20 protein-coding genes are annotated in these 20,625 nt (G+C 63.6%); 13 read left to right on the forward strand and 7 right to left on the reverse strand.

Going from position 1 to position 20,625, the window contains the following annotated elements:
• On the forward strand, window positions 1–413 hold a 413-nt coding region (locus tag GSQ88_RS31620; RefSeq protein WP_159012004.1), incomplete at its 5' end, for a GNAT family N-acetyltransferase.
• Between the two features lie 2 nt (window positions 414–415).
• Here GSQ88_RS31620 and moaB read toward each other — a convergent pair.
• Window positions 416–979 (reverse strand): molybdenum cofactor biosynthesis protein B, encoded by a 564-nt coding sequence (gene moaB, locus GSQ88_RS31625; protein WP_159012006.1) that lies wholly within the window; start codon window positions 977–979, stop codon window positions 416–418.
• Window positions 980–1,138: 159 nt separating this feature from the next.
• Window positions 1,139–2,074: a KPN_02809 family neutral zinc metallopeptidase gene (gene ypfJ, locus GSQ88_RS31630; RefSeq protein WP_159012008.1), complete on the reverse strand. Its 936-nt coding sequence runs from the start codon at window positions 2,072–2,074 to the stop codon at window positions 1,139–1,141.
• A 282-nt stretch (window positions 2,075–2,356) separates the two neighbouring features.
• Between ypfJ and GSQ88_RS31635 the strand changes: the two genes are divergently transcribed.
• Both GSQ88_RS31635 and GSQ88_RS31640 read left to right on the forward strand, forming a co-directional pair.
• Window positions 2,357–3,490, forward strand: coding sequence for a site-specific DNA-methyltransferase (locus tag GSQ88_RS31635; protein WP_159012010.1), 1,134 nt, complete (start codon window positions 2,357–2,359; stop codon window positions 3,488–3,490).
• 200 nt (window positions 3,491–3,690) lie between these two features.
• Complete coding sequence (locus tag GSQ88_RS31640) at window positions 3,691–4,377, forward strand: glutathione S-transferase family protein (RefSeq protein ID WP_159012012.1); 687 nt, start codon at window positions 3,691–3,693, stop codon at window positions 4,375–4,377.
• A gap of 138 nt (window positions 4,378–4,515) precedes the next feature.
• Here GSQ88_RS31640 and GSQ88_RS31645 read toward each other — a convergent pair whose 3' ends face one another.
• Entirely contained in the window at window positions 4,516–5,136 is a 621-nt protein-coding gene (locus GSQ88_RS31645; RefSeq protein WP_159012014.1) for a glutathione S-transferase family protein, read from the reverse strand.
• Between the two features lie 150 nt (window positions 5,137–5,286).
• Here GSQ88_RS31645 and GSQ88_RS31650 point away from each other — a divergent pair, with 150 nt between their 5' ends.
• On the forward strand, window positions 5,287–6,552 hold the full coding sequence (locus GSQ88_RS31650; protein WP_159012016.1) for a flavin-dependent oxidoreductase: 1,266 nt from the start codon (window positions 5,287–5,289) through the stop codon (window positions 6,550–6,552).
• Between the two features lie 183 nt (window positions 6,553–6,735).
• Here GSQ88_RS31650 and GSQ88_RS31655 read toward each other — a convergent pair whose 3' ends face one another.
• The 3 genes from GSQ88_RS31655 to GSQ88_RS31665 all read right to left on the reverse strand — a co-directional run bounded on the left by GSQ88_RS31655 (window position 6,736) and on the right by GSQ88_RS31665 (window position 9,824).
• The gene (locus GSQ88_RS31655; protein ID WP_159012017.1) at window positions 6,736–7,992 is read right to left on the reverse strand and encodes an alpha-hydroxy acid oxidase; all 1,257 of its coding nucleotides are present in this window, start codon (window positions 7,990–7,992) and stop codon (window positions 6,736–6,738) included.
• A gap of 131 nt (window positions 7,993–8,123) precedes the next feature.
• Window positions 8,124–8,543, reverse strand: a complete 420-nt coding sequence (locus tag GSQ88_RS31660) for a PaaI family thioesterase (protein WP_159012018.1) — start codon at window positions 8,541–8,543, stop codon at window positions 8,124–8,126.
• A 168-nt stretch (window positions 8,544–8,711) separates the two neighbouring features.
• A complete protein-coding gene (locus GSQ88_RS31665; protein ID WP_159012019.1) occupies window positions 8,712–9,824 on the reverse strand; it encodes an A/G-specific adenine glycosylase in 1,113 nt (370 codons plus the stop codon).
• Window positions 9,825–10,148: 324 nt separating this feature from the next.
• Here GSQ88_RS31665 and GSQ88_RS31670 point away from each other — a divergent pair, with 324 nt between their 5' ends.
• Together GSQ88_RS31670 and GSQ88_RS31675 are read left to right on the forward strand one after the other, a co-directional pair.
• Window positions 10,149–10,637 carry a DUF721 domain-containing protein gene (locus tag GSQ88_RS31670; protein ID WP_159012020.1) on the forward strand — a complete coding sequence of 163 codons (489 nt, stop codon included), beginning with the start codon at window positions 10,149–10,151 and terminating at the stop codon, window positions 10,635–10,637.
• A gap of 116 nt (window positions 10,638–10,753) precedes the next feature.
• The gene (locus GSQ88_RS31675) at window positions 10,754–11,410 is read left to right on the forward strand and encodes a DsbA family protein (protein ID WP_159012021.1); all 657 of its coding nucleotides are present in this window, start codon (window positions 10,754–10,756) and stop codon (window positions 11,408–11,410) included.
• A gap of 33 nt (window positions 11,411–11,443) precedes the next feature.
• Here the strand turns inward: GSQ88_RS31675 and GSQ88_RS31680 are convergent, their stop codons facing one another.
• Window positions 11,444–11,722: a hypothetical protein gene (locus GSQ88_RS31680; RefSeq protein WP_159012022.1), complete on the reverse strand. Its 279-nt coding sequence runs from the start codon at window positions 11,720–11,722 to the stop codon at window positions 11,444–11,446.
• Between GSQ88_RS31680 and smc the strand changes: the two genes are divergently transcribed.
• From smc to GSQ88_RS31715, 7 genes are all read left to right on the forward strand, one after another.
• Window positions 11,696–15,160 (forward strand): chromosome segregation protein SMC, encoded by a 3,465-nt coding sequence (gene smc / locus GSQ88_RS31685; protein WP_159012023.1) that lies wholly within the window; start codon window positions 11,696–11,698, stop codon window positions 15,158–15,160. The two genes, GSQ88_RS31680 and smc, sit on opposite strands and share 27 nt — an antisense overlap.
• A 159-nt stretch (window positions 15,161–15,319) precedes the next feature.
• A complete protein-coding gene (locus GSQ88_RS31690) occupies window positions 15,320–16,288 on the forward strand; it encodes a small ribosomal subunit Rsm22 family protein (RefSeq protein ID WP_159012024.1) in 969 nt (322 codons plus the stop codon).
• A gap of 81 nt (window positions 16,289–16,369) precedes the next feature.
• On the forward strand, window positions 16,370–16,897 hold the full coding sequence (locus tag GSQ88_RS31695; protein ID WP_159012026.1) for a hypothetical protein: 528 nt from the start codon (window positions 16,370–16,372) through the stop codon (window positions 16,895–16,897).
• Window positions 16,898–17,261: 364 nt separating this feature from the next.
• The gene (locus tag GSQ88_RS31700) at window positions 17,262–17,822 is read left to right on the forward strand and encodes a LemA family protein (protein WP_159012027.1); all 561 of its coding nucleotides are present in this window, start codon (window positions 17,262–17,264) and stop codon (window positions 17,820–17,822) included.
• A 31-nt stretch (window positions 17,823–17,853) separates the two neighbouring features.
• Entirely contained in the window at window positions 17,854–19,068 is a 1,215-nt protein-coding gene (locus tag GSQ88_RS31705; RefSeq protein WP_159012029.1) for a M48 family metalloprotease, read from the forward strand.
• A 221-nt stretch (window positions 19,069–19,289) separates the two neighbouring features.
• On the forward strand, window positions 19,290–20,045 hold the full coding sequence (locus GSQ88_RS31710) for a P-loop NTPase family protein (RefSeq protein ID WP_159012030.1): 756 nt from the start codon (window positions 19,290–19,292) through the stop codon (window positions 20,043–20,045).
• Between the two features lie 183 nt (window positions 20,046–20,228).
• Window positions 20,229–20,625, forward strand: a 397-nt coding sequence (locus GSQ88_RS31715) for a P-loop NTPase family protein (protein WP_502706785.1), incomplete at its 3' end; no start/stop codon positions are given.

The following is a 20,625-nucleotide window of genomic DNA, read 5'->3' on the forward strand; positions in this document are numbered from 1 at the left end:
TCTATGCGCAGGAATATGGCTGGGACATCAGCTTCGAGGCGCTGGTGGCCGAAATCACCGCGCAGTTCCTGCGATCCTGGGATCCCGTGCGCGAGCGGTGCTGGATTGCCGAGGTTGGCGGCGAGCCGGTGGGCTCGATCTTCCTGGTCAGGGCCTCCGACGAAATCGCCAAAATAAGATTGCTGCTGGTGGAGAAGAAAGCCCGCGGGCTTGGCGTCGGCCGGGCGCTGGTCGAGCAATGCATCCGCTTCGCCCAGGAGGCCGGCTATGGCTCGATCACGCTATGGACCCAAAGCATCCTGGTCGCCGCGCGCGGAATCTATCAGCGCGCCGGGTTTCAGTGCGTCAAGCAAGAGAAGCATCACAGCTTTGGCGTCGATCTGGTCGGCGAGACCTGGGAGATGGAGTTGTAGGTCTACGCCGACGCGCCCTTGGCCTTCGGCCGCCGCAGATGCTCGTCCAGCCGCGGCATGATCTCGACGAAATTGCAGGGCTTGGTGCGGTAATCGAGCTGGGCGGCCAGAATGCCGTCCCAACCGTCGCGGCAGGCGCCCGGCGATCCCGGCAGGCAGAAGATAAAGGTGGCGCCGGCAACCCCCGCGGTGGCGCGGCTTTGAATGGTCGAGGTACCGATCTTGGCATGGCTGAGCACGTGAAACGCGATCGAAAAGCCGTCCATCCGCTTTTCGAACAACGGCTCGATCGCTTCCGGCGTCACGTCGCGGCCGGTAAAGCCGGTGCCGCCGGTGGAGATGATGGCATCGACGCCCGGATCGGCGATCCATCTCTTGACGACGGCGCGAATCGCCTCGACATCGTCGGTGACGATCTCCCGCGCCGCGAGCTTGTGGCCGGCGGCGGTGAGCCGATCTGAAAGCGTCGTTCCGGATTTGTCGTCCGCCAGCGCGCGCGTATCGGAAATCGTCAGCACCGCGATGTTGAGCGGCACGAAGGTTCGGGTTTCGTCGGTCGAAGGCATTTGCACGTTACCTCGTGTCCCGGACGCGGTGCAGCGTCCTTTACGCTGCTCCGCAGAGCCGGGACCCATAACGGGACCGGCTCAACTTTGGGCCCCGGATCAGCGGCGCAGCATTTCATGCTGCGCGGCATCCGGGGCACGCACCGCGCGAATCTATAACTAGCCCGAACCGAACGTGTTGCAGGCCTGCACCGTGCCCTGCTGATAGCCGGTCATGAACCATTGCTTGCGCTGGGCGGCCGAGCCGTGGGTAAAGGAATCCGGCACCACGCGCCCCGTTGCCTGCCGCTGCAAGGTATCGTCGCCGATCGCGGATGCCGTGGTCAAGGCGGCGTCGATATCGCCGGCTTCGAGGAAGCCCGGACGCTTCTTCTCCTCGCGATTGACCCAGACGCCCGACAGACAATCCGCCTGCAACTCGACCTTGACCTGCAACGCGTTGGCTTCGGCCTTGCTGCCGGCCTGCTGTTGCAGCCGCGTCACCTTGGGCAGAATGCCGAGCAGGTTCTGGATGTGATGGCCGGCTTCATGGGCGATGATATAGGCCGCGGTGAATTTGCAGGCATTGCCCGCGCAGCCGTGAAACCGGGTCTCGACCTCGCGGAAGAATCCGGTGTCGAGAAATATCTTTTGCTCCGGCGGACAATAAAACGGACCCATCGCCGACTGCGCCATGCCGCAACGTCCGCCATTGGTGGTGTTGCGGAATAGCACGATCTTCGGACCGGTATAGGATTGTCCGCTGGCCTTGAAGATTTCACTCCAGCGATCGTCGATTTCACCGAGGATGCCGGCGATCATGTTGCCCATCTCGTCGGTCGGTGCGCCGGTCTTCGTCGTGGATGCGGTTCGTCGATCGGTTTGATAGGTCGGCGCCTGGCCGCCGCCGTTGAGAACTTGCGCGCCGCCGATCAAAATCCGCGGGTCGATGCCGAACGCGTAACTGATCAGGCCGAGCACGATGATGGTGCCGATGCCGAGACCGCCGCCGCCCATCGGAAGGCCGATGCCGCCGCCACCGCCCATTCCGCCGCCACCGCTGTCGTCGCGACGGTCTTCGATGTCATCGCTGCGACGGAAATCATCGTAACGCATGGCGCTTTTCCCTCATTCCAATTTCGCTTCGCGACTTCGCTTCGCTATTCCGCTTCGTTACTTTGCTTCGCAATTTCGCGCTTCGCCAGCGTGGCTCGCATCGAAGGCGACGTGAACGCCAAATTTCTATTCCGTTAATCAATAACCCGCCCGGCAAATTTTGCCTAGCGCGAAAGAATTGCCCGGTTAAGTCGATTTTTACTTTGCCCGGTCAATGTATCGCCAGTCGGTTGTTTAGTCCCGCGTCGCCGACAGCGTCGCCTGAGTCAGAGTATTTGAGTCATGGTTGTGTCGCGTCGCGGGGCGTCTGCAAGGGCGCCCCGCACTCAATTCGAGTCAGAGCCCGGTAGCCGTATCGTCATCGGCGATTGCGTCGCCGAGATGTCAAAACTCCCGGCGGGTTCGGTCGATCTGGTATTCGCCGATCCCCCGTATAATCTGCAGCTCAAGGGCGAGCTGAAGCGGCCCGACGAATCCCACGTCGATGCCGTCACCGACGATTGGGACAAGTTTTCGTCGTTTGCCGCCTATGACGATTTCACCCGCGCCTGGCTCTTGGCCTGCCGCCGTATCATGAAACCGTCGGCGACCTTGTGGGTGATCGGTTCCTACCACAACATCTTCCGCGTCGGCGCCATCATGCAGGACCTCGGCTTCTGGGTTCTCAATGACATCGTCTGGCGCAAGACCAATCCGATGCCGAATTTTCGCGGCCGCCGCTTCACCAATGCCCACGAGACCATGATCTGGGCCGCGCGCGACGAGAAGGCAAAAGGCTACACCTTCAACTACGAAGCCCTGAAGGCCGCCAATGAGGACGTCCAGGCGCGTTCCGACTGGCTGATCCCGCTGTGCACCGGCGAAGAACGACTCAAGGGCGAAGACGGCAAGAAGGTTCATCCGACCCAGAAGCCGGAAGGCCTGTTGGCGCGCGTGCTGCTGTCGTCATCGAAACCCGGCGATCTCGTGATCGATCCGTTCAACGGCACCGGCACCACCGGCGCGGTGGCCAAACGGCTCGGCCGCCGCTACATCGGGTTCGAGCGCGACAAGACCTACGCGCAGGCCGCCGAAGCGCGCATCGCCGCGATCGAGCCGCTGCCGGAAGCCACATTGGCCCCCTTCATGACCGCGCGCGACGCGCCTCGCGTCGCGTTTTCCGAACTGATCGAACGCGGCATGATCTCGCCCGGCACAAAGCTGGTCGATTCCAAGAAGCGCCACGGCGCTTTGGTGCGCGCCGACGGCGCCATCATGCTCGGCGACAAGGTCGGCTCGATCCACCGCATCGGCGCGGTGGCGCAAGGCTCGCCCGCCTGCAACGGCTGGACCTTCTGGCACGTCGAAACCAGCAAGGGCCTGCGCCTGATCGACGAGCTGCGCGCCGAAATCCGCTCCGGCATGGCGGTGGGCTGAGCTCTCTATCATCTCGTCGTCATTCCCGGATGCGCCTTTTGACGCGGGCCCGGAATGACGCGGCGATTTTTCGGCGTCATTGCCGCTTCACAAACTCGTCGCTTGCGCTTTTTGCCGAAATTTGAGCATGAACATGCTGTCGGCGGCTTTGCCGCGTCTTACTTTTTCCAAAACCAACAACAGCAAGGGAGATTTCCAACATGCTGAAATTCTACTTCAACGGCGCGCCGAACCCGAACAAGGTCGCGCTGTTTCTGGAAGAGACCGGCCTGCCCGTCGAACTGGTGCCGGTCGACACCCGCAAGGGCGAGCAGTTCAAGCCGGAATTCCTTAAAGTGAATCCGAACGGCAAGGTGCCGGCGATCGACGATGACGGCGTGTTCGTGTTCGACTCTAACGCGATCCTGCTGTACCTCGGCGAGAAGACCGGCAAATTCATGCCGCCGAACAATCCGGCGAGCCGCGCCGAGCTGTTGTCGTGGCTGATGTTCGTCGCGACCGGCATGGGCCCGTATTCGGGCCAGGCGGTGCATTTCAAGCACGCCGCGCCGAAGGACCTGGAATACGCCCACAACCGCTACCAGTACGAGGCGCATCGCCACTACAAGATCCTCGACGATCATCTCGCCAAGAGCCGCTACATGGTCGGCGATACCTACACCATCGTGGACATGGCGTTCTGGGGCTGGGCGCGGATGGCGCCGTTCGTGCTCGGCGACGACGTCTTCACAAAATATCCCAACGTGAAGCGTCTGCACGATGAAGTCTCGGCGCGGCCGGCCGCCGCTCGCGCGATCGCGCTGAAGGACAAGTTCGCCTTCAAGGCCGAGATGGACGAGGAAGCAAAACACATCATGTTCGGCCACCTCAAAACCAAGGTAGCCTGATCGCGAAGCGAGTGACGACGTAAGGTGGGCAAAGGCGTATCTGCGCCGTGCCTACCTTTTTTTTGCATCATCGACGGGTCAGAGAACTGGTAGGCACGCTTACGCTTTGCCTGCCCTACGGACTCGTTCCAGCAGCCCTCACGCCGTCTCTTCGGCCAGCACCTTCTGTACCGCCGGCCGCTCCGACATCCGCCTGTGATGATCGGCGACCTTCGGCAGGGTTGAAAGATCGACGCTGTCGCCTGCCAGCCATCGCGTCAGCGTAAACAGATAGGGATCGCAGACCGTGTAGGTCTCGCCCATCACCCACGGCCCCTTCAGCATGCCGCGTTCGATCAGCGCGAAGCTCGCGGCCATGGTTTCCGGCACCTTGCGCTTCATGTCGGCGAACGAAGCCTCGTCGCTGGCCCAGCGATAGCCGCGCCCCTTGTGGGCGTGCGCGATATGCACGGTGGAACACAGATAGCTGTTGAAGGATTGCAGTTGCGCCAGCGCGAACGGATCCTCGAGCGGGGCGAGCTTGGCTAACGGAAAACTCTGGGCGATGAAGCCGAGGATCGCCGGCGTCTCGGTGAGCGTGCCGTGATCGGTCACCAGCGCCGGCACCCGCCCCTTCGGATTGACCGCGAGATATTGCGGGCTTTGCTGCTGGTTGGTTTTGAAGTCCAGCCGTTCGGTGGTGTAGCTGGCGCCAGCCTCCTGCAAGGCGATGTGCGAGGCGAGCGCGCAGGTACCGGGAACGTAATAGAGTTTCAGCATGATGGTCCTCATAAAGCGGGCGCGCGACCGTAACGACACGCCGCCGCGGCGTCCATCCCCGGCGCCATGCGGCCCGCAATATCGGGCCTTCGCAGTTGCCCACCGCGGCGTCGCCATGCCATGACGCCCCTGACATAAAAGGGGGACAGGATGACCGTACTCATCGCCGGCGGCGGCATCGGCGGGCTGACCTTGGCGCTCAGCCTGCACCAGATCGGCATATCCGCCAAAGTCTTCGAGAGCGTGTCCGAGCTGAAGCCGCTCGGGGTCGGCATCAACGTGCTGCCGCACGCGGTGCGCGAGTTGATCGAGCTTGGCCTGTTGGAAAAACTCGACGCCTCCGGGGTGCGCACCCGCGAGCTCGCGTATTTTTCCAAGCATGGCAAGCCGATCTGGAGCGAGCCGCGCGGCATCGAGGCCGGCTACAACTGGCCGCAATTCTCGATCCATCGCGGCACCCTGCAACAGATCCTGCTCGATACCGCGATCGAGCGGTTGGGGCGTGAAAACATTCTCACCAGCCATCACCTTTCGGGCTGGACGGAGACATCCAACGGCATCCGCGCCGATTTCATCGACAAGGCCAGCGGCAAATCCGCCGGCAGCTACGACGGCACATTGCTGATCGCCGCCGACGGCATTCATTCGGCGATCCGCGAAAAGCTCTATCCGCAGGAAGGTCCGCCGATCTGGAACGGGCGCATCCTGTGGCGCGGCATCACCAGGAGCGATGCGTTCCTGTCCGGCCGCACCATGATCATGGCCGGCCACGAGATCCTGAAATTCGTCTGCTACCCGATTTCGAAGGAGGCCGACTCGTCAGGAAAATTCGCGATCAACTGGATTGCCGAACGGCACATGCCGCCGACCTATCAATGGCGGCGCGAGGATTACAACCGCGCCGCCCGGCTGGAAGAATTCCTGCCCTGGTTCAAGGACTGGAAATTCGACTGGCTCGACGTGCCCGGCCTGATCGAGAACTGCCCGCATTCTTACGAATATCCGCTGGTCGACCGCGATCCCGTGGCGCAATGGACCTTTGGTGCGGTCACCCTGATGGGCGATGCGGCGCATCCGATGTATCCGATCGGCTCCAATGGCGCCTCGCAGGCCATCCTCGACGCCCGGGTGCTGACCCGCGAGATCCTGGCCCACGGCCCGAGCCATGCTGCGCTCGAGGCCTATGAGGCGGAGCGCCGGCCGGCCACATCAGACCTCGTGATGCTCAACCGCCGCAACGGACCGGAACAGGTAATGCAGATGGTCGAGGAGCGCGCGCCCGACGGTTACAAGGTCGTCACCGACGTGCTGTCGCAACAGGAACTGGAAGACATCGCCGCCAACTACAAGCGCGTCGCCGGTTTTCAGGTCGAGGGCCTCAACGCCAAGCCGCCGATCGTGCAGGTCGGGCGGTAAAGCATCATGATCGGGCCATAGCTGCAACGGAAGCGCGCTCCCTCTTCCGTCGGGAGAGGGCTGGGGTGAGGGGTTACGGCCTCTCGTTAAAGCCCCCTCACCCGATTTGCTGCGCAAATCGACCTCTCCCCGGCGGGGAGAGGTGGACAGAGACATCTGCCCGGCGGACCGCGGGCAAACGCGTCAGGTCGCCCGCCTAACAAAACTCGCATTGAGTTCCTTCACCGAGCGCGCACCGCATTGCTGCATGGCGGCGCGGGTTTCGGTGCGCACCAGCTCCAGCACCCGCTCGACACCCTCCTGGCCGAAGGCGCCGAGACCCCAGAGATAAGGCCGGCCGATCCCGACCGCCTTGGCGCCCATGGCGAGCGCCTTGACCGCGTCGGTGCCACGGCGGAAACCGCTGTCGACGATGACGGGGATTTGCCCCTTCACGGCGGCGATGATTTCCGGCAGCGCATCGATGGTGGAGCGGCCATTGTCCTCGCCGCGCCCGCCATGGTTGGAGACCAGGATGCCGTCGATCCCGTTCTGGACCGCCAATTGGGCGTCGTCCGCGGTGATGATGCCCTTGAGCATGATCTTCATGCGCGTCACGTCGCGCATTCGCTTGACGGTCTCCCAGGACAAATTCGAGGACTCGCCGCCGCCGGTGATGCCGGAAAGATCGATGCCGTCATAATTGTGCCGGCGGACCACGCGGCCTGCGAAACTGCCGCGGTCATGGCACGCCGAACATTCGCGGGTGTCGCTGCGCATCAGCCGGAACAGGGTTTCCTGGTTGCGGCCCGCGATCCGGTCGACCGTCACCATCAGGACCGGACAGCCGGCGGCATCGGCCTTCTTGATCAGCGCCTGCGCGACGTCCCACTGTGACGAGGCATAGAGCTGGAACCAGATCGGCGCCCCGCGCGCCTTGGTGACGTCTTCCACCGAGAAGTTCGAGGACGTCGACAATATCTGCAAATGATTGCCGGCGCGAGCGGCCTTGGCCACCGCCACCTCGCCATCGGGGTGAAAGAACTGGTTGCCGCCGGTCGGGCACACGAAGATGGGAGAATCATATTTGGTGCCGAACAGCTCGACGCTGGTGTCGACCTTGGACACGTCGTTGAGACGGTGCGGCATCAGCTGGAATTTCAAGAACCCCTCGCGGTTGGCGCGCAGCGTGACCTCGTCGTCAAGCCCGGAAGCCATGTAGCCGAAATGCGCCGGCGGCACGTTTTGGCGGGCCACCGGCTCGAAGTCGAAGACGTTGATCGCGCGTTTGGGGTCATCGATCAGATCGCCGCCCGCCGGGGCCCAGATCATCGGATCGGGAAGTTTTGAGGGCACTTCCGCGCCGGAAGCCGAAAAGGCGCCGGAGACAAACAGCGGACTGGCGGCGAGATATTGCAGAAAACGGCGGCGGCTGGCGGCACGAACGACCGGCGGCTTCATTCGAAGTCCTCCCCTGCTACTCTTCTTGTTGGGGCGGACGATAGCAGCCGATCGGATTCTGCGAAAGCGATAGCTGCGGTCCGCGAAACTTTTTGCCTCGCACTGCGCAAATCCGCTTTATCGCAAGCCCTTTATCGAATGGCTTTCGCGGCCTCGACCAGCCGCGCGCTCGTCGTGGCTGTCGCCAGCAATGTGCCATCCTCGGCCATCAGCCGTCCCTCGACGAAGGCGATGGTCTTGCCGAGTTGGGTGACATTGGCCTCGCCGACGATCGGTCCCGGTTTTGCGGGCTTCAGGAAATTCACCGTCATGGTGATGGTCGCGGTGTAGAGCCTGCCCTCGGTCATGACGAACACCGCCGGCCCCATGGTGTCGTCGAGCATCGCGGAAAGCAGTCCGCCCTGGACGAAGCCGGCCGGGTTGCAGAATTCGTGTTTGCCGTCGAAGCCGATACGGACCCAGCCCTCGCCGGGCCGCGCATCGAGCAGATGCCAGCCGAGCAGTTTTGAGGACGGCGGAGCGGCGAGATGGTCGAGCGCGGTGGCGATCATGGCAACCTCCTGATCGCAGCATCCTGGCGCAGGCCTGCTGACAGCGTGCTGTCAGCAGCGCGCCTGGAGTCCCGTTCCGATGAAGTCGGAACGGGACTCCAGTTCTTTGTTTTGACGCGTTTTCTTCACGCGAACCGGTCCCCACTTCGCTCGAAAACGCTTTAAGCCCTAAAGACCCAGCCCGTGCGCGATCACCTTGCGCATGACATTCGGCAGCGCCTCGTCCTTCAGCGTCGCAACCGGCACCCAGCGCATGCCGTTCGGCGCGGCCGAACGCGCAGGCACATCAGCGGTGTAAACCACCAGTTCCAGCGGAAAATGCGTGAACACATGCGTGACGATTCCGGCTTTGCGCTGCCACCGCGCGACACGCTTCAGCGCCGGCGCCTGCGTCAGCGCTGTCTTGTCATCCTGCGCCGCCAGCCATTCGGAACTCGGCACTTCGGTCATGCCGCCGAGCAAGCCTTTTTCGGGACGGGTGCGAACCAATAGTTCAGCGCCGCGCGTGACCACAAAGGCCGCCCCCCGGCGCAGTTCGCCGGCTTTCTTCGGCGCCTTTCGCGGAAAGCTTTCCTGATCGCCGCGCGCCCGGCTCAAACAATCCTCGTTGAGCGGGCACAGCGCGCAGGCCGGCTTCTTCGGGGTGCAGATCGAGGAACCCAAATCCATCAGTGCTTGCGCACTGTCACCGGCGCGAGATTCATTGTCTCCTGCGCGCAAAGGCCGGAGCAGCGTCGCCGCCAATTGCTGGATCAGCGGCTTGGCCTGCGGCAACGGTTCCTCGACGACATAAAGCCGAGAAACCACGCGCTCGATATTGCCGTCGACCGGCATCGTGTGACGATCGAACGCGATCGCAGCGATCGCAGCCGCAGTGTAAGGCCCGATTCCCGGCAACGTCCGCAGGCTTTCCTCGGTGTCGGGAAATGCGCCGCCATGATCGCGCAACACCGCCACCGCGCAGGCGTGCAGATTGCGCGCGCGGGAATAATAGCCGAGCCCGGCCCACATCCGCAGCACGTCGTCGAGCGAGGCCCGGCCCATCGCTTCGACATCCGGCCATCGCGCGATGAATTTCTCGAAATAAGGCCCGACCGTCTTGACGCCGGTCTGCTGCAGCATGATCTCCGACAGCCACACCCGGTACGGCTCAGCGCGCTCACCCGCCAGCGGCCGCCACGGCAACCGGCGGCGATGGCGGTCGTACCATTCAAGCAGCAGCGCGGGACGGCTGGCTGACGCGTCGGAATGTCGGGGTTTTTTGTTTGCGGATGGAGGCACGCCTCACCGTAATATCAGAATCAGTGCAGAGCCAGCGCCCGATGGTGCTTGATGGGGAGACTGTAGCGTTATCCGTCGTAGCAACGCGTGACACCGTCATCCCCGGGATGAACGCAATTGCGTTCACCCGTGAGGAGCGCGCCCTTGCGCGCGTCTCGAAGGATGGTGTTCAGCTCGGTGATTGCGGCCATCCTTCGAGGCTCGCCGAAGACGGCGAGCACCTCAGGATGACGAATTCGCCCGCTGCGAATCGCGACCTCAAAACGATCCGGCCCCGCGCCGCATAAGCGTGTCGCCGCCGGTTGTCGGTGCTATAATGGCCCGATGCCCAAATTTTCAAAACCTGGCCCGATCTCGGCAAAACCGCTTTCCGTCCTGCTCAACGACCTGTTTTCCGACGCCTATGCCAAGCAGGGTTTTGCCGCGCGCGAATTGGTGACGCGCTGGGCGGAGATCGCCGGCCCCGAGATCGCCCGGCATTCCGAGCCCCTGAAGATCCAATGGCCGCGGCCGGTGCAGGGCCAACCGCAGGAACCGGCCACGCTGGTGCTGCGGGTCGAGGGCCCGATGGCGCTGGAAATCCAGCATGCCTCCGACGCGCTGTTGCAACGGGTCAACCGTTTCTTCGGGTGGAGCGCGGTGGGCCGGCTGGCGTTGCGGCAGGGTCCGCTGTCGCGCCGGGATCGGCCCGCCCGCCCGCGCGCGCCGGATGCCCAGGCGGTGGCCAAAGTCGCCGAAACGCTTTCCGCGGTCGAGGACGAGGAATTGCGGGCGGCGCTGGCGCGGCTCGGCGCATCAATCAAGCGAAATTGAGCCGGCCGCGAGGTCCGGGGACCGCGGCATGCCATTGCCACAATGGCGGTTTCAAGCTAGCGAACAGCCTCTTGTCGAGGTCCTTGGCGTGAACGCGCCAATCCGGGAGCAAACCGTTGATGATCACGCGCCGCGCCTTCACCACCGCCCTGTCGCTGACCGGGCTTGCCGCTCTCGCCGGTTTCTCACCGCTGCGCCTGATCTCGGGCGCGATGGCGCAGAGCGCCGCTGACGTTGCCAAGCCGGTCTCGCTGCCGGACATGGCGATCGGGTCGGCCGATGCGGCGGTGACCATCACCGAATACGCCTCCATGACCTGTCCGCATTGCGCGGCCTTCAATGCCGAGGTGTTTCCGAAGATCAAGGCGGCCTATATCGACACCGGCAAGGTGCGTTATATTTTCCGCGAGTTCCCGCTCGACATCAAGGCGGCCGCGGGCTCGATGCTGGGGCGCTGCATCGCCAAGGACGATTCCGGGAAATATTTTGCCGTGATCGACCTGCTGTTCAAGTCGCAGAGCGACTGGGTGATGAAGAACACCACCGAAACCCTGGCCCGCATCGGCAAGCAGGCCGGTCTCACCCAGCAGCAGGTCGAGGATTGCCTCAAGGACCAGGCGCTGCTCGACAAGATCGCGGCCGACCAGAAATACGCGTCCGAAGTACTCAAGGTGAATTCGACGCCGACCTTCTTCATCAATGGCGAAGTCATTAAGGGCGAAGCTTCGTTCGAGGAATTCGAGAAGAAGATCAAGCCGCTGCTGAAGAGCTGATTCGGCCGCGTTTGATCCGGCCGGTTCGAAGACTCACAAAAAGCTTGGGATAAAAGGCTCCATAGGAGCCTCGGCGAAGCGCGCCAAAAAAGCGCGATAAAAGCCCAATAAAGGCTTGATAAAAGCCTTGGGAAAAGCCCGGGGCGGCGGTTGCCCTTCGGCCGCAGCCTCGCCATTGTCGCATCCCAGAGAGCCGCGAAAGCGACTCAGCCACACACCGACATTGCCTTCTATGGTATTGTCACGGCAGGGAGATTCGCGCCCTGCCAACAGAGCATCGTGTCCATGAAACTCACGCGCCTCCGTCTTCACGGTTTCAAGTCCTTCGTTGAACCGACCGACTTCATGATCGAACCGGGCCTGACCGGCGTGGTCGGACCGAACGGCTGCGGCAAATCCAATCTGGTGGAAGCGCTGCGCTGGGCGATGGGCGAGACCTCGCACAAATCGCTGCGCGCGGCCGACATGGATGCGGTGATCTTCGCCGGTTCCGGCAACCGGCCCTCGCGCAACCACGCTGAAGTGGTGATGACGATCGACAATACCGACCGCACCGCGCCGGCGGCGGTGAACGATCGCGAGATTCTGGAAATCTCGCGCCGGATCGAGCGCGATGCGGGCTCGGTCTACCGGATCAATGGCCGCGACGTGCGCGCCCGCGACGTCCAGATTCTGTTCGCCGACGCCGCCACCGGCGCCCGTTCGCCCGCTTTGGTCCACCAAGGCAAGATCGGCGAGATCATCCAGGCCAAGCCGGAACAGCGCCGCCGCGTGCTGGAAGACGCCGCCGGCGTCGCCGGCCTTCACGCCCGCCGCCACGAGGCCGAGTTGCGCCTCAAAGCCGCCGAAGCCAATTTGCTGCGCGTCGAGGACGTCGTCGGCCAGCTCTCCGGCCAGATCGAAGGCCTGAAGAAGCAGGCGCGCCAGGCGATTCGCTACCGCGAAGTCGCCGCCAAGGTGCGCAAGGCCGAAGCGACGCTATTCCATCTGCGCTGGCTGGAGGCCAATTCCGACGTCGCCGAAGCCGGCCGGATTCACGATCTCAGCGTCCGCGAGATGGCCGAGCGCACCCGCGAACAGGCCGAGGCCGCCCGCATCCAGGCGATCCGCGCTTCCGAACTGCCGGCGCTGCGCGACGGCGAGGCCCGCGCCGCCGCCGGACTGCAGCGGCTGACCAATGCGCGCGAGACGCTGGACCGCGAGGAAGAGCGCGCCAAGGAGCGCGTCGCCGAGCTCGATCGCCGGCTGACGCAATTTTCGGCCGACATCGCCCGCGAGCAGCAGCAGAGCGCCGACGCCGAGGTGGCGTTGCAACGGCTCGATGTCGAAGACACCGAGTTAAAGGACGAGATCAAGTCGCGCGTCGAAAAGCGCAGCGGCGTCGATGAGCGCGTGTCCGAGTCAGAAGCGACCCTGGCCGATGCCGAACGGCTGTTTACCGAACTGACCACGGCGCTGGCCGATCTCACCGCCAAGCGCCGCCAGCTCGAAGCCGGCGTGCGTACCCATCAGGAGCGCGTGGCGAAGCTCGATCAGGAAATCGCCGGCGTCCGCACCGAAGAAGACAAGCTCGCGCAGGAAACCAGCGGCCTCGGCGACCTCGCCGAGTTCGCCGGCATCATGGAGACCGCGCAGGAGCATCTGGCGCAGTCCGAAGCCTCGGCACAGGCCAGCGAAGCCGGTCACGTTGCCGCGCGCTCGAAGCTGGAATCCTCGCGCGCGCCGCTCAACGACGCCGATCGGCGCGTGCAGCGGCTCGAGACCGAAGCCCGCACGATCTCGAAACTCGTCAATGGCGAAACCAAGAACCTGTGGCCGCCGATCATCGACGGCGTCACCGTCGCCAAGGGCTATGAGAAGGCGCTCGGCGCCGCCCTCGGCGACGATCTCGACGCGCCGGTCGATCCGTCGGCACCGATGCGCTGGACCAATTCCGGCGTCACCGAGGGCGACCCCGCATTGCCCGATGGCGTGGAATCCCTCGCCTCGCATGTCGACGCGCCGTCCGAACTGGCGCGGCGGCTCGCCCAGATCGGCGTCGTCGCCAAGGAACGCGGCGGCGAACTAGTGTCGCAGCTCAAGACCGGCCAGCGGCTGGTGTCGCTGGAAGGCGACGTCTGGCGCTGGGACGGGTTTGTCGCAGCAGCGCATGCGCCGACCGGCGCGGCGCGCCGTCTCGCCGAGCGGGCCCGGCTGATCGATATCGAACATGAGCTGGAACAGGCGCGCGGCGAGGCCGCCGCCAAGCGCCAGGCGCTGGAGAACGCCGAGACCGAGCTGAAGATCGCCTCCGCCGCGGAGACTTCCGCGCGCGATGCATGGCGCGCCGCGCAGCGCGAGGCCGATGCCGCCCGCGAACGCCACGCCAATACCGAGCGCGAGATCAGTCGCCATGCCGCGCGCAAGTCGGCGCTGACCGAGGCGCATAGCCGCCTCGATGCCGGCCGCGCCGAGGCGCTCGGCGCGCACGAAACCGCGACCGCGGCACTGGACGAGTTGCCGCCGAGCCTCGAGGCCGAAACCAAGCTTGCTGCGGTTCGCAGCGACATCGAGGGCCATCGCCGGCTCGCCGCCCAGGTGCGGGCCGAAGCCCAGGCGCTGGCGCGCGAGGCGGAACTCGCCGACCGCCGGCTACAGGCGATCGTTGCCGAGCAGAACCAGTGGAAGACCCGCCAAGGCGGCGCGGCCTCGCAAATCGCCACCGTCGAAGCCCGCATCACCGAAGTCACCGCCGAGCGCGCCGAACTCGATGATGCGCCAGCGGTGTTCGCGGAAAAGCGCCGCTACCTGATCGACGAAATTGAATCCGCCGAGGCTGCCCGCCGCGCCGCCGCCGATGCGCTGGCGAGCGCCGAGAACCTGATGGCGGAAACCGATCGCGCCGCCAAGATTTCGCTCGAAGCGCTGTCGAGCTCGCGCGAAGCCTGCGCGCGCGCCGAGGAACGCATGGATGGCTCCAGGCGCCGGCTTGCCGATGTCGAGCGTGAAATCCACGACATGCTGGAAATCGAACCGCATGCGGTGGCGGGGTTGGCCGAAATCACGCCGGAATCCGAACTGCCGCCCCTGGCCGAGATCGAGGAAAATCTCGAAAAGCTGCGCCGCGACCGCGAGCGGCTTGGCGCGGTCAATCTGCGCGCCGAGGAAGAATTGCGCGAGGTCGAAGCCCAGCACACCGCGCTGACCACCGAGCGCGACGATCTGGTGGAAGCCATCAAGCGGCTGCGCCAGGGCATCCAGAGCCTCAACCGCGAGGCGCGCGAGCGGCTGTTGGCGTCGTTCGAGGTCGTCAACGGCCACTTCAAGCGGATGTTCGTCGAACTGTTCGGCGGCGGCGAGGCCGCATTGCACCTGATCGAGAGCGACGATCCGCTCGAGGCCGGCCTCGAAATCATCGCCAAGCCGCCCGGCAAGAAGCCGCAGACGCTGTCGCTATTGTCCGGCGGTGAGCAAGCGCTGACCGCGCTGTCGCTGATCTTCGCGGTGTTCCTCACCAATCCGTCGCCGATCTGCGTGCTGGACGAAGTCGACGCACCGCTCGACGACCACAACGTGGAGCGGTTCTGCAACCTGTTGCACGAGATGACCTCGACCACCGAGACCCGCTTCATCATCATCACCCATAATCCGATCACGATGGCGCGGATGAACCGGCTGTTCGGCGTCACCATGGCCGAACGCGGCGTCTCGCAACTGGTCTCGGTCGCGCTCGACGAAGCCGTGAAGATTCTCGATCAGCACGTGGCGTGAGCCACCGCATTTTCCGACGTCATCATCCGCCACCGGGTCGGCGCGATGCGCCGCCCGATGACAGGCTCCGGCGGATGATCCAGTACGCCGCGCCGTTTATGTTAATCTCTACCGTCACGGAATACTGGATGCCCGCCTGCGCGGGCATGACGGAGCGAGATGACCTCACCCGACCTTCCCGCCGAACTGAAAGCCGCGCTTGAGGCGCGGCTGCACGGCCTGTCGCGCAACGAGGCGGCCGCGCGCGCGGCGCGGATCTCGCAGACCTATCGCGGCGGCGGCAACTCGGCCGCGATCAGGTCGCAGGCCGATGCGCTGGCCTATGCGCTGGCGCGGATGCCCGCGACCTATGCCGCGGTGACGGCCAGCCTGAACGCGCTCGGCGAGATCAGGCCGGATTTCGCGCCCGAAAATCTGCTCGATGTCGGCGCCGGACCCGGGACGGCGACATGGGCGGCCACCGAAGCATGGCCGTCCTTGAAGCGCTTTACGCTGTTGGATGCCAACGGCGCCCTGCGCGAACTGGCGCTGGAGCTCGGCCGCGGCTCGACCCGCCTGCGCGACATGGACTACCACCACCATGAGGCCGGCACGGCGCTTGCCGGCGCGGAAGCCGCCGACCTCGTGGTCGCGAGCTATCTGATCGGCGAGATGAATGATGCGGCGCGAGGCAGCCTTGCTGCGCAAATGTGGGCCAAAACCCGCGACACGCTGCTGGTGGTCGAGCCCGGCACCCCCGCGGGCGCTGCGCGGATCATCGCGCTGCGAGAGCAATTGATCGGCCTGGGCGCGCATGTCGCCGCCCCGTGCCCGCACGACGGCTCCTGTCCGCTGCAACCGCCGGACTGGTGTCATTTCACCCAGCGCCTGCAACGCTCGCAGGCGCACAAGCAGATCAAGGGCGCCGAGCTGCCGTTCGAGGACGAAAAATTCAGCTATGTCGCGCTGACCCGCGCGCCGGTCACATCGCGCTTTGCCCGCGTACTGGCGCAGCCCATCGTCGGCAAGGTCGAGGTGACCGCGAAGCTCTGCACCTCGGACGGTCTGGAGATCGCGCATGTGCCCCGCCGCGCCAAAGAAGATTACGCCCGCGCCCGCCGCTGGCGCTGGGGCGATGCCGCAGGCTGAACGATAACTGCGCTGCTGCAATCACCAATACCTGCAACTCATGCTATCATGAGTTGAATCAATGATCTGGATATCTTCATTGTGGCTGAAGAACAGCAATCCAAACCCAACAGGATATTAGTATTCGTCTCGGGCGAACTTCAATTTGGCTCGGCTCTGCTTACGGCGTCCACTGCCGTCCTGGCGGCCGCAATCTTCGTCTACAAAAAACTGGAGACATCCGAGAGTACTGTCAATTCTATCATTAGTACGGTCGCAGTCCTCGTATTTTTCAGATGCATCCTATTGCTCGTTTTCGCTCACCGATGGACCGCCGAGATCAACCCCGTGGCTCGAAGATTGGCGATATTCAAATTCCTCATACTGCGATGGACGAGGATCGTACTGTGGACAACGGTTATCGAGCATTGCTCCTTCGATGAATGCAGCAAGGTCGGCATGACTGCAGACAACTCCGATGAGCCGGATTCCCACGGCGTGTATTTGGATTTCAAGCGAGGCGGAAGACACGTGATTCCAACGCAGAATAACACCCTGAATGAAGCCGCAAAAGCCGCATCGGAATTGTCGGCCGCGACCGGAATACCAAGGCAGGACAGGGTCCGTTGACACTCAACCACCAATATCGGCAACGCGCCACGCAAGACCGGTGATGGCCCCACCAACCGCTCGCGCGACGCGGTGATGGAATAGCATATGCTCACCACGGGTCGTCCCTGACTTGATCCAGGACCCACCCTGGCGCGATTGATGGAAGAAAGCATCTACTCCCATGCCCGAACGAGAATCCGCGGCGTATGGGTCCCGGCGCAAGGCCGGGACGACGTAGTGTTGGTCTTTTTGAACTAATCCTCCGCTCGCGCCGACTAACCGGGTGTCCACGTCGTGCGGGCTGCCGCGCGGCGTTATTTTCGTCTAGGTTGCCGTTCTCTAGGGTGCCCCGCATCCGTCGTCCCATCAGGAGTGTTTTGCCATGTCGACCGGCTGGATCGTTCTCGGCGTCATCGTCATTCTCGTGCTTTTCGCGTTTGCCGCCTACAATCGCCTCGTCGCGCTGAGCCAGCGCGTCAACCAGTCGTTTGCCGATATCGACGTGCAGCTCAAGCAGCGCCACGATCTGGTCCCGAACCTGGTCGAGACCGTGAAGGGCTATGCTTCGCATGAGCGGGGCACGCTGGACGATGTGGTCAAGGCGCGGGGCGCTGCAATGTCGGCGCAGGGACCGGCGCAGGTTTCCGCCGCCGAAAACCAGTTGAGCGGCGCGCTCGGCAAATTGATCGCGCTGTCGGAGGCCTATCCGGACCTCAAGGCCAATGCCAACTTCCAGCAACTGGCGAGCGAATTGTCCGACCTCGAGAACAAGATCGCCGCCAGCCGCCGCTTCTTCAACAACGCGGTGCAGGAATACAACACCGGCATCCAGCAGATGCCGGCCGCGTTGTTCGCCGGCACCTTCGGCTTCACCCACAAGGATTTCTTCGACCTCGGCGCCAGCCGCGCCGAAGTCGAGCAGGCCCCAACGGTAAAGTTCTAGCCTCGACACCGCCCCGGCAGAAGCGCGCATCATGGCCGCCTACGGTCTCTACACGCACATCGCATCGAACAGGTTTCGTTCGATGCTGCTGCTCGCCGGGCTGTTTCTGCTGGTCTATGTGGTGGTCTATGCCGGCGCGCTGATCGTCGAAGTGGTCAACAATGCCGGTGGACCGGTCGATTATTACCTGCGGGTGGCCCTCGTCGACGTGATCCACACGCTGCCCTACTCGACCGGGGCGGCGGCGCTGTGGATCGTGATCGCCTATTTTTTCCATCAGAAGATCATCGACGCCGTGACCGGCGGCGAGAACGTCACCCGGCAGCAGGAGCCGCGGCTTTATAATCTCTTGGAAAACCTCTGCATCTCGCGCGGCATTGCGATGCCGAAGCTGAAGATCGTGGAAAGCGACGCGCTGAATGCCTACGCGACCGGGCTCAACCAGCGGCAATATGCCGTCACCGTCACACGGGGCCTGCTCAATGCGCTCGACGATCAGGAGATCGAGTCGGTGCTGGGCCACGAGCTGACCCACATCCGCAACGGCGACGTGCAGATGATGGTGATCGCGGTGATCATCGCCGGCGTGGTCGGCTTCTTCGCCGAATTGTTGTTCCGCGGCTTCTTCAATTTCGGCAATTTCGGCTGGGGCTCCGGCCGCCGTTCGTCATGGTCGTCTTCGTCCTCCTCTTCCTCCGACAGCGGCAACGACAGGAAGGGTTCGGGCGGCGCCGCGATCATTGTCATCATCATCGCGGTGGCATTGATTGCGCTGGCCTGGCTGTTGTCGCAACTGGTGCGGCTGGCGCTGTCGCGGTCGCGCGAACTGCTGGCGGACGCCGGATCGGTCGAATTGACCAAAAACCCCGATGCCATGATCTCGGCCTTGCGCAAGATCGAAGGCCGCGGCGAGCTGCCGGGCGCGACCTCGGCGGTGATGGAATTGTGCCTCGACAACCCGCGCGAGGGCTTTCACGACTTGTTCGCAACCCATCCATCGGTCGAGAGCCGCGTCCAGGCGCTGGTGAAATATGCCGGTGGACACGACCCCGGACCGCTGGCCCTGCCGGAGCCGGTGCCGGACGCCCTGCCGCAACCGCCGGACGGTCAGCTTCCGCCACCAATCCCCTCGGGCCCGTGGGGCGCTCATCCCGCCGGCACACCGCAAGCGACACCTGAGGGGACGCCGCCCGAACCTATTCCGGGTCCCTGGAGCAATTCGCCCGGCCCATGGGGACGCCATTAGCTTGCTTCCGGGCGTACCCCCGGTTAGCGCGAAGAAAACGCGTCAAAACAAAAGGCGAAAGCCCCGTTGCGTTAACGACACCGGCAGCCATTATCGCTCGCGGGCGTCTAAAGAATTGAATTCTCCCTTGTTTCTGCCATGTTCGCGCCCAAAGCAGGCGTAGGGACGTTACGGCCGCTTTCGCAGGCCAGCGGGCGCTTAGGGAAGTTCAAGGGAAATTCATGTCAAAGCCGGTAGTGATCGTGGTGGGCGCCGACAAGGGCGGGGTCGGCAAGACCACCGTCTCGCGCACCTTGCTGGATTATTTCAGCGCCAACAATGTGCCGACCCGCGCTTTCGATACCGAATCGCCGCGTGGCACGCTGAAGCGCTTCCACCCCGAAATCACCGAAATCGTCGACATGACGACGACTTCGGACCAGATGAAGATCTTCGACACCCTGAATGCGGCGAGCCCTTCGGTCACCGTGATCGACGTCCGCGCCGGACTGTTGTCGCCGGCGCTGGCCTCGCTGCGCGACATCGGCTTCCTCGATGCCGCCAAGACCGGCCAGATCACCTTTGCCGTGTTCCATATACTGGGACCCTCGATCGCCTCCCTGGACGAAATCGCCGAGACCGCCAATTTCATGAGCGGCGCCAAATATTTCCTGGTGAAGAATTTCATCAACGACACCCAGTTCTTCCAGTGGGACCAGGCGACCTACAATTCGTATTTCCACCGCATCAAGGATGCGACCGAACTCACCATCCCCAAGCTCAACGAAATGGCCTATGAGCAGGTCGAGGTCTCCTCGGTGCCGTTCCTCAAATTCGTCGCCAACAAGGGCGTGCATGACGAAGCCGCGAATTATTCCTTCGTGCTGCGCGGCTATGTCCGGCACTGGCTTGCCAATGTCTGGAGCGAATTCGACCGCATCAAGCTGACCGACCTCGTCGGCGCCACCAAACCGGTCACCCGCGGCGGCGAAAAATAATTGCACAGGATGCGGGATTAGGCTGGATTGGGCGCTAGAGCCCGGTTCTAATGAACCGGGCCTGGATTTTCGTTTGACGCGTTTTCTTCACGCGAACCGGCTGCCACGGAGCCTGTGATCGGACGCGCATTCGCGCGATCCGTTGGCTTGAAAACGCTGTGGATTCGCCTGATATAGCCCGCGATGAGCCATACGCCCGTCTACATCATCTGCTCGCCCCGTCCGCTCGTCGGCAAAACGCTGATGGCGCGGCTGCTGAGCGAATTCCTGTTGTTGAAAAACGGCAACGTGGTCTCCTTCGACATCAATCTGAAGGAGCCGTCGCTGCTGGACTATCTACCGAAGACCACCGAGACCGCCGACGTCATCGACACCTACGGCAAGATGCAACTGATGGACCGCCTGATCGTCGATGACGGGATCGCCAAGGTGATCGACCTCGGCTTCCATGCCTTCGACGAGTTCTTCAAGATGTCCGACGAGATCGGCTTCCTGAAGGAAGCCGCCCGCCGCCGCGTCGCGCCGATCATCCTGTTCGTCGCGGATACCGACCGCGTCTCGGCGCGCGGGCACGAAATGC

The sequence above is a fragment of the Bradyrhizobium sp. S69 genome, from assembly GCF_009766005.1.
Lineage (GTDB): Bacteria > Pseudomonadota > Alphaproteobacteria > Rhizobiales > Xanthobacteraceae > Bradyrhizobium.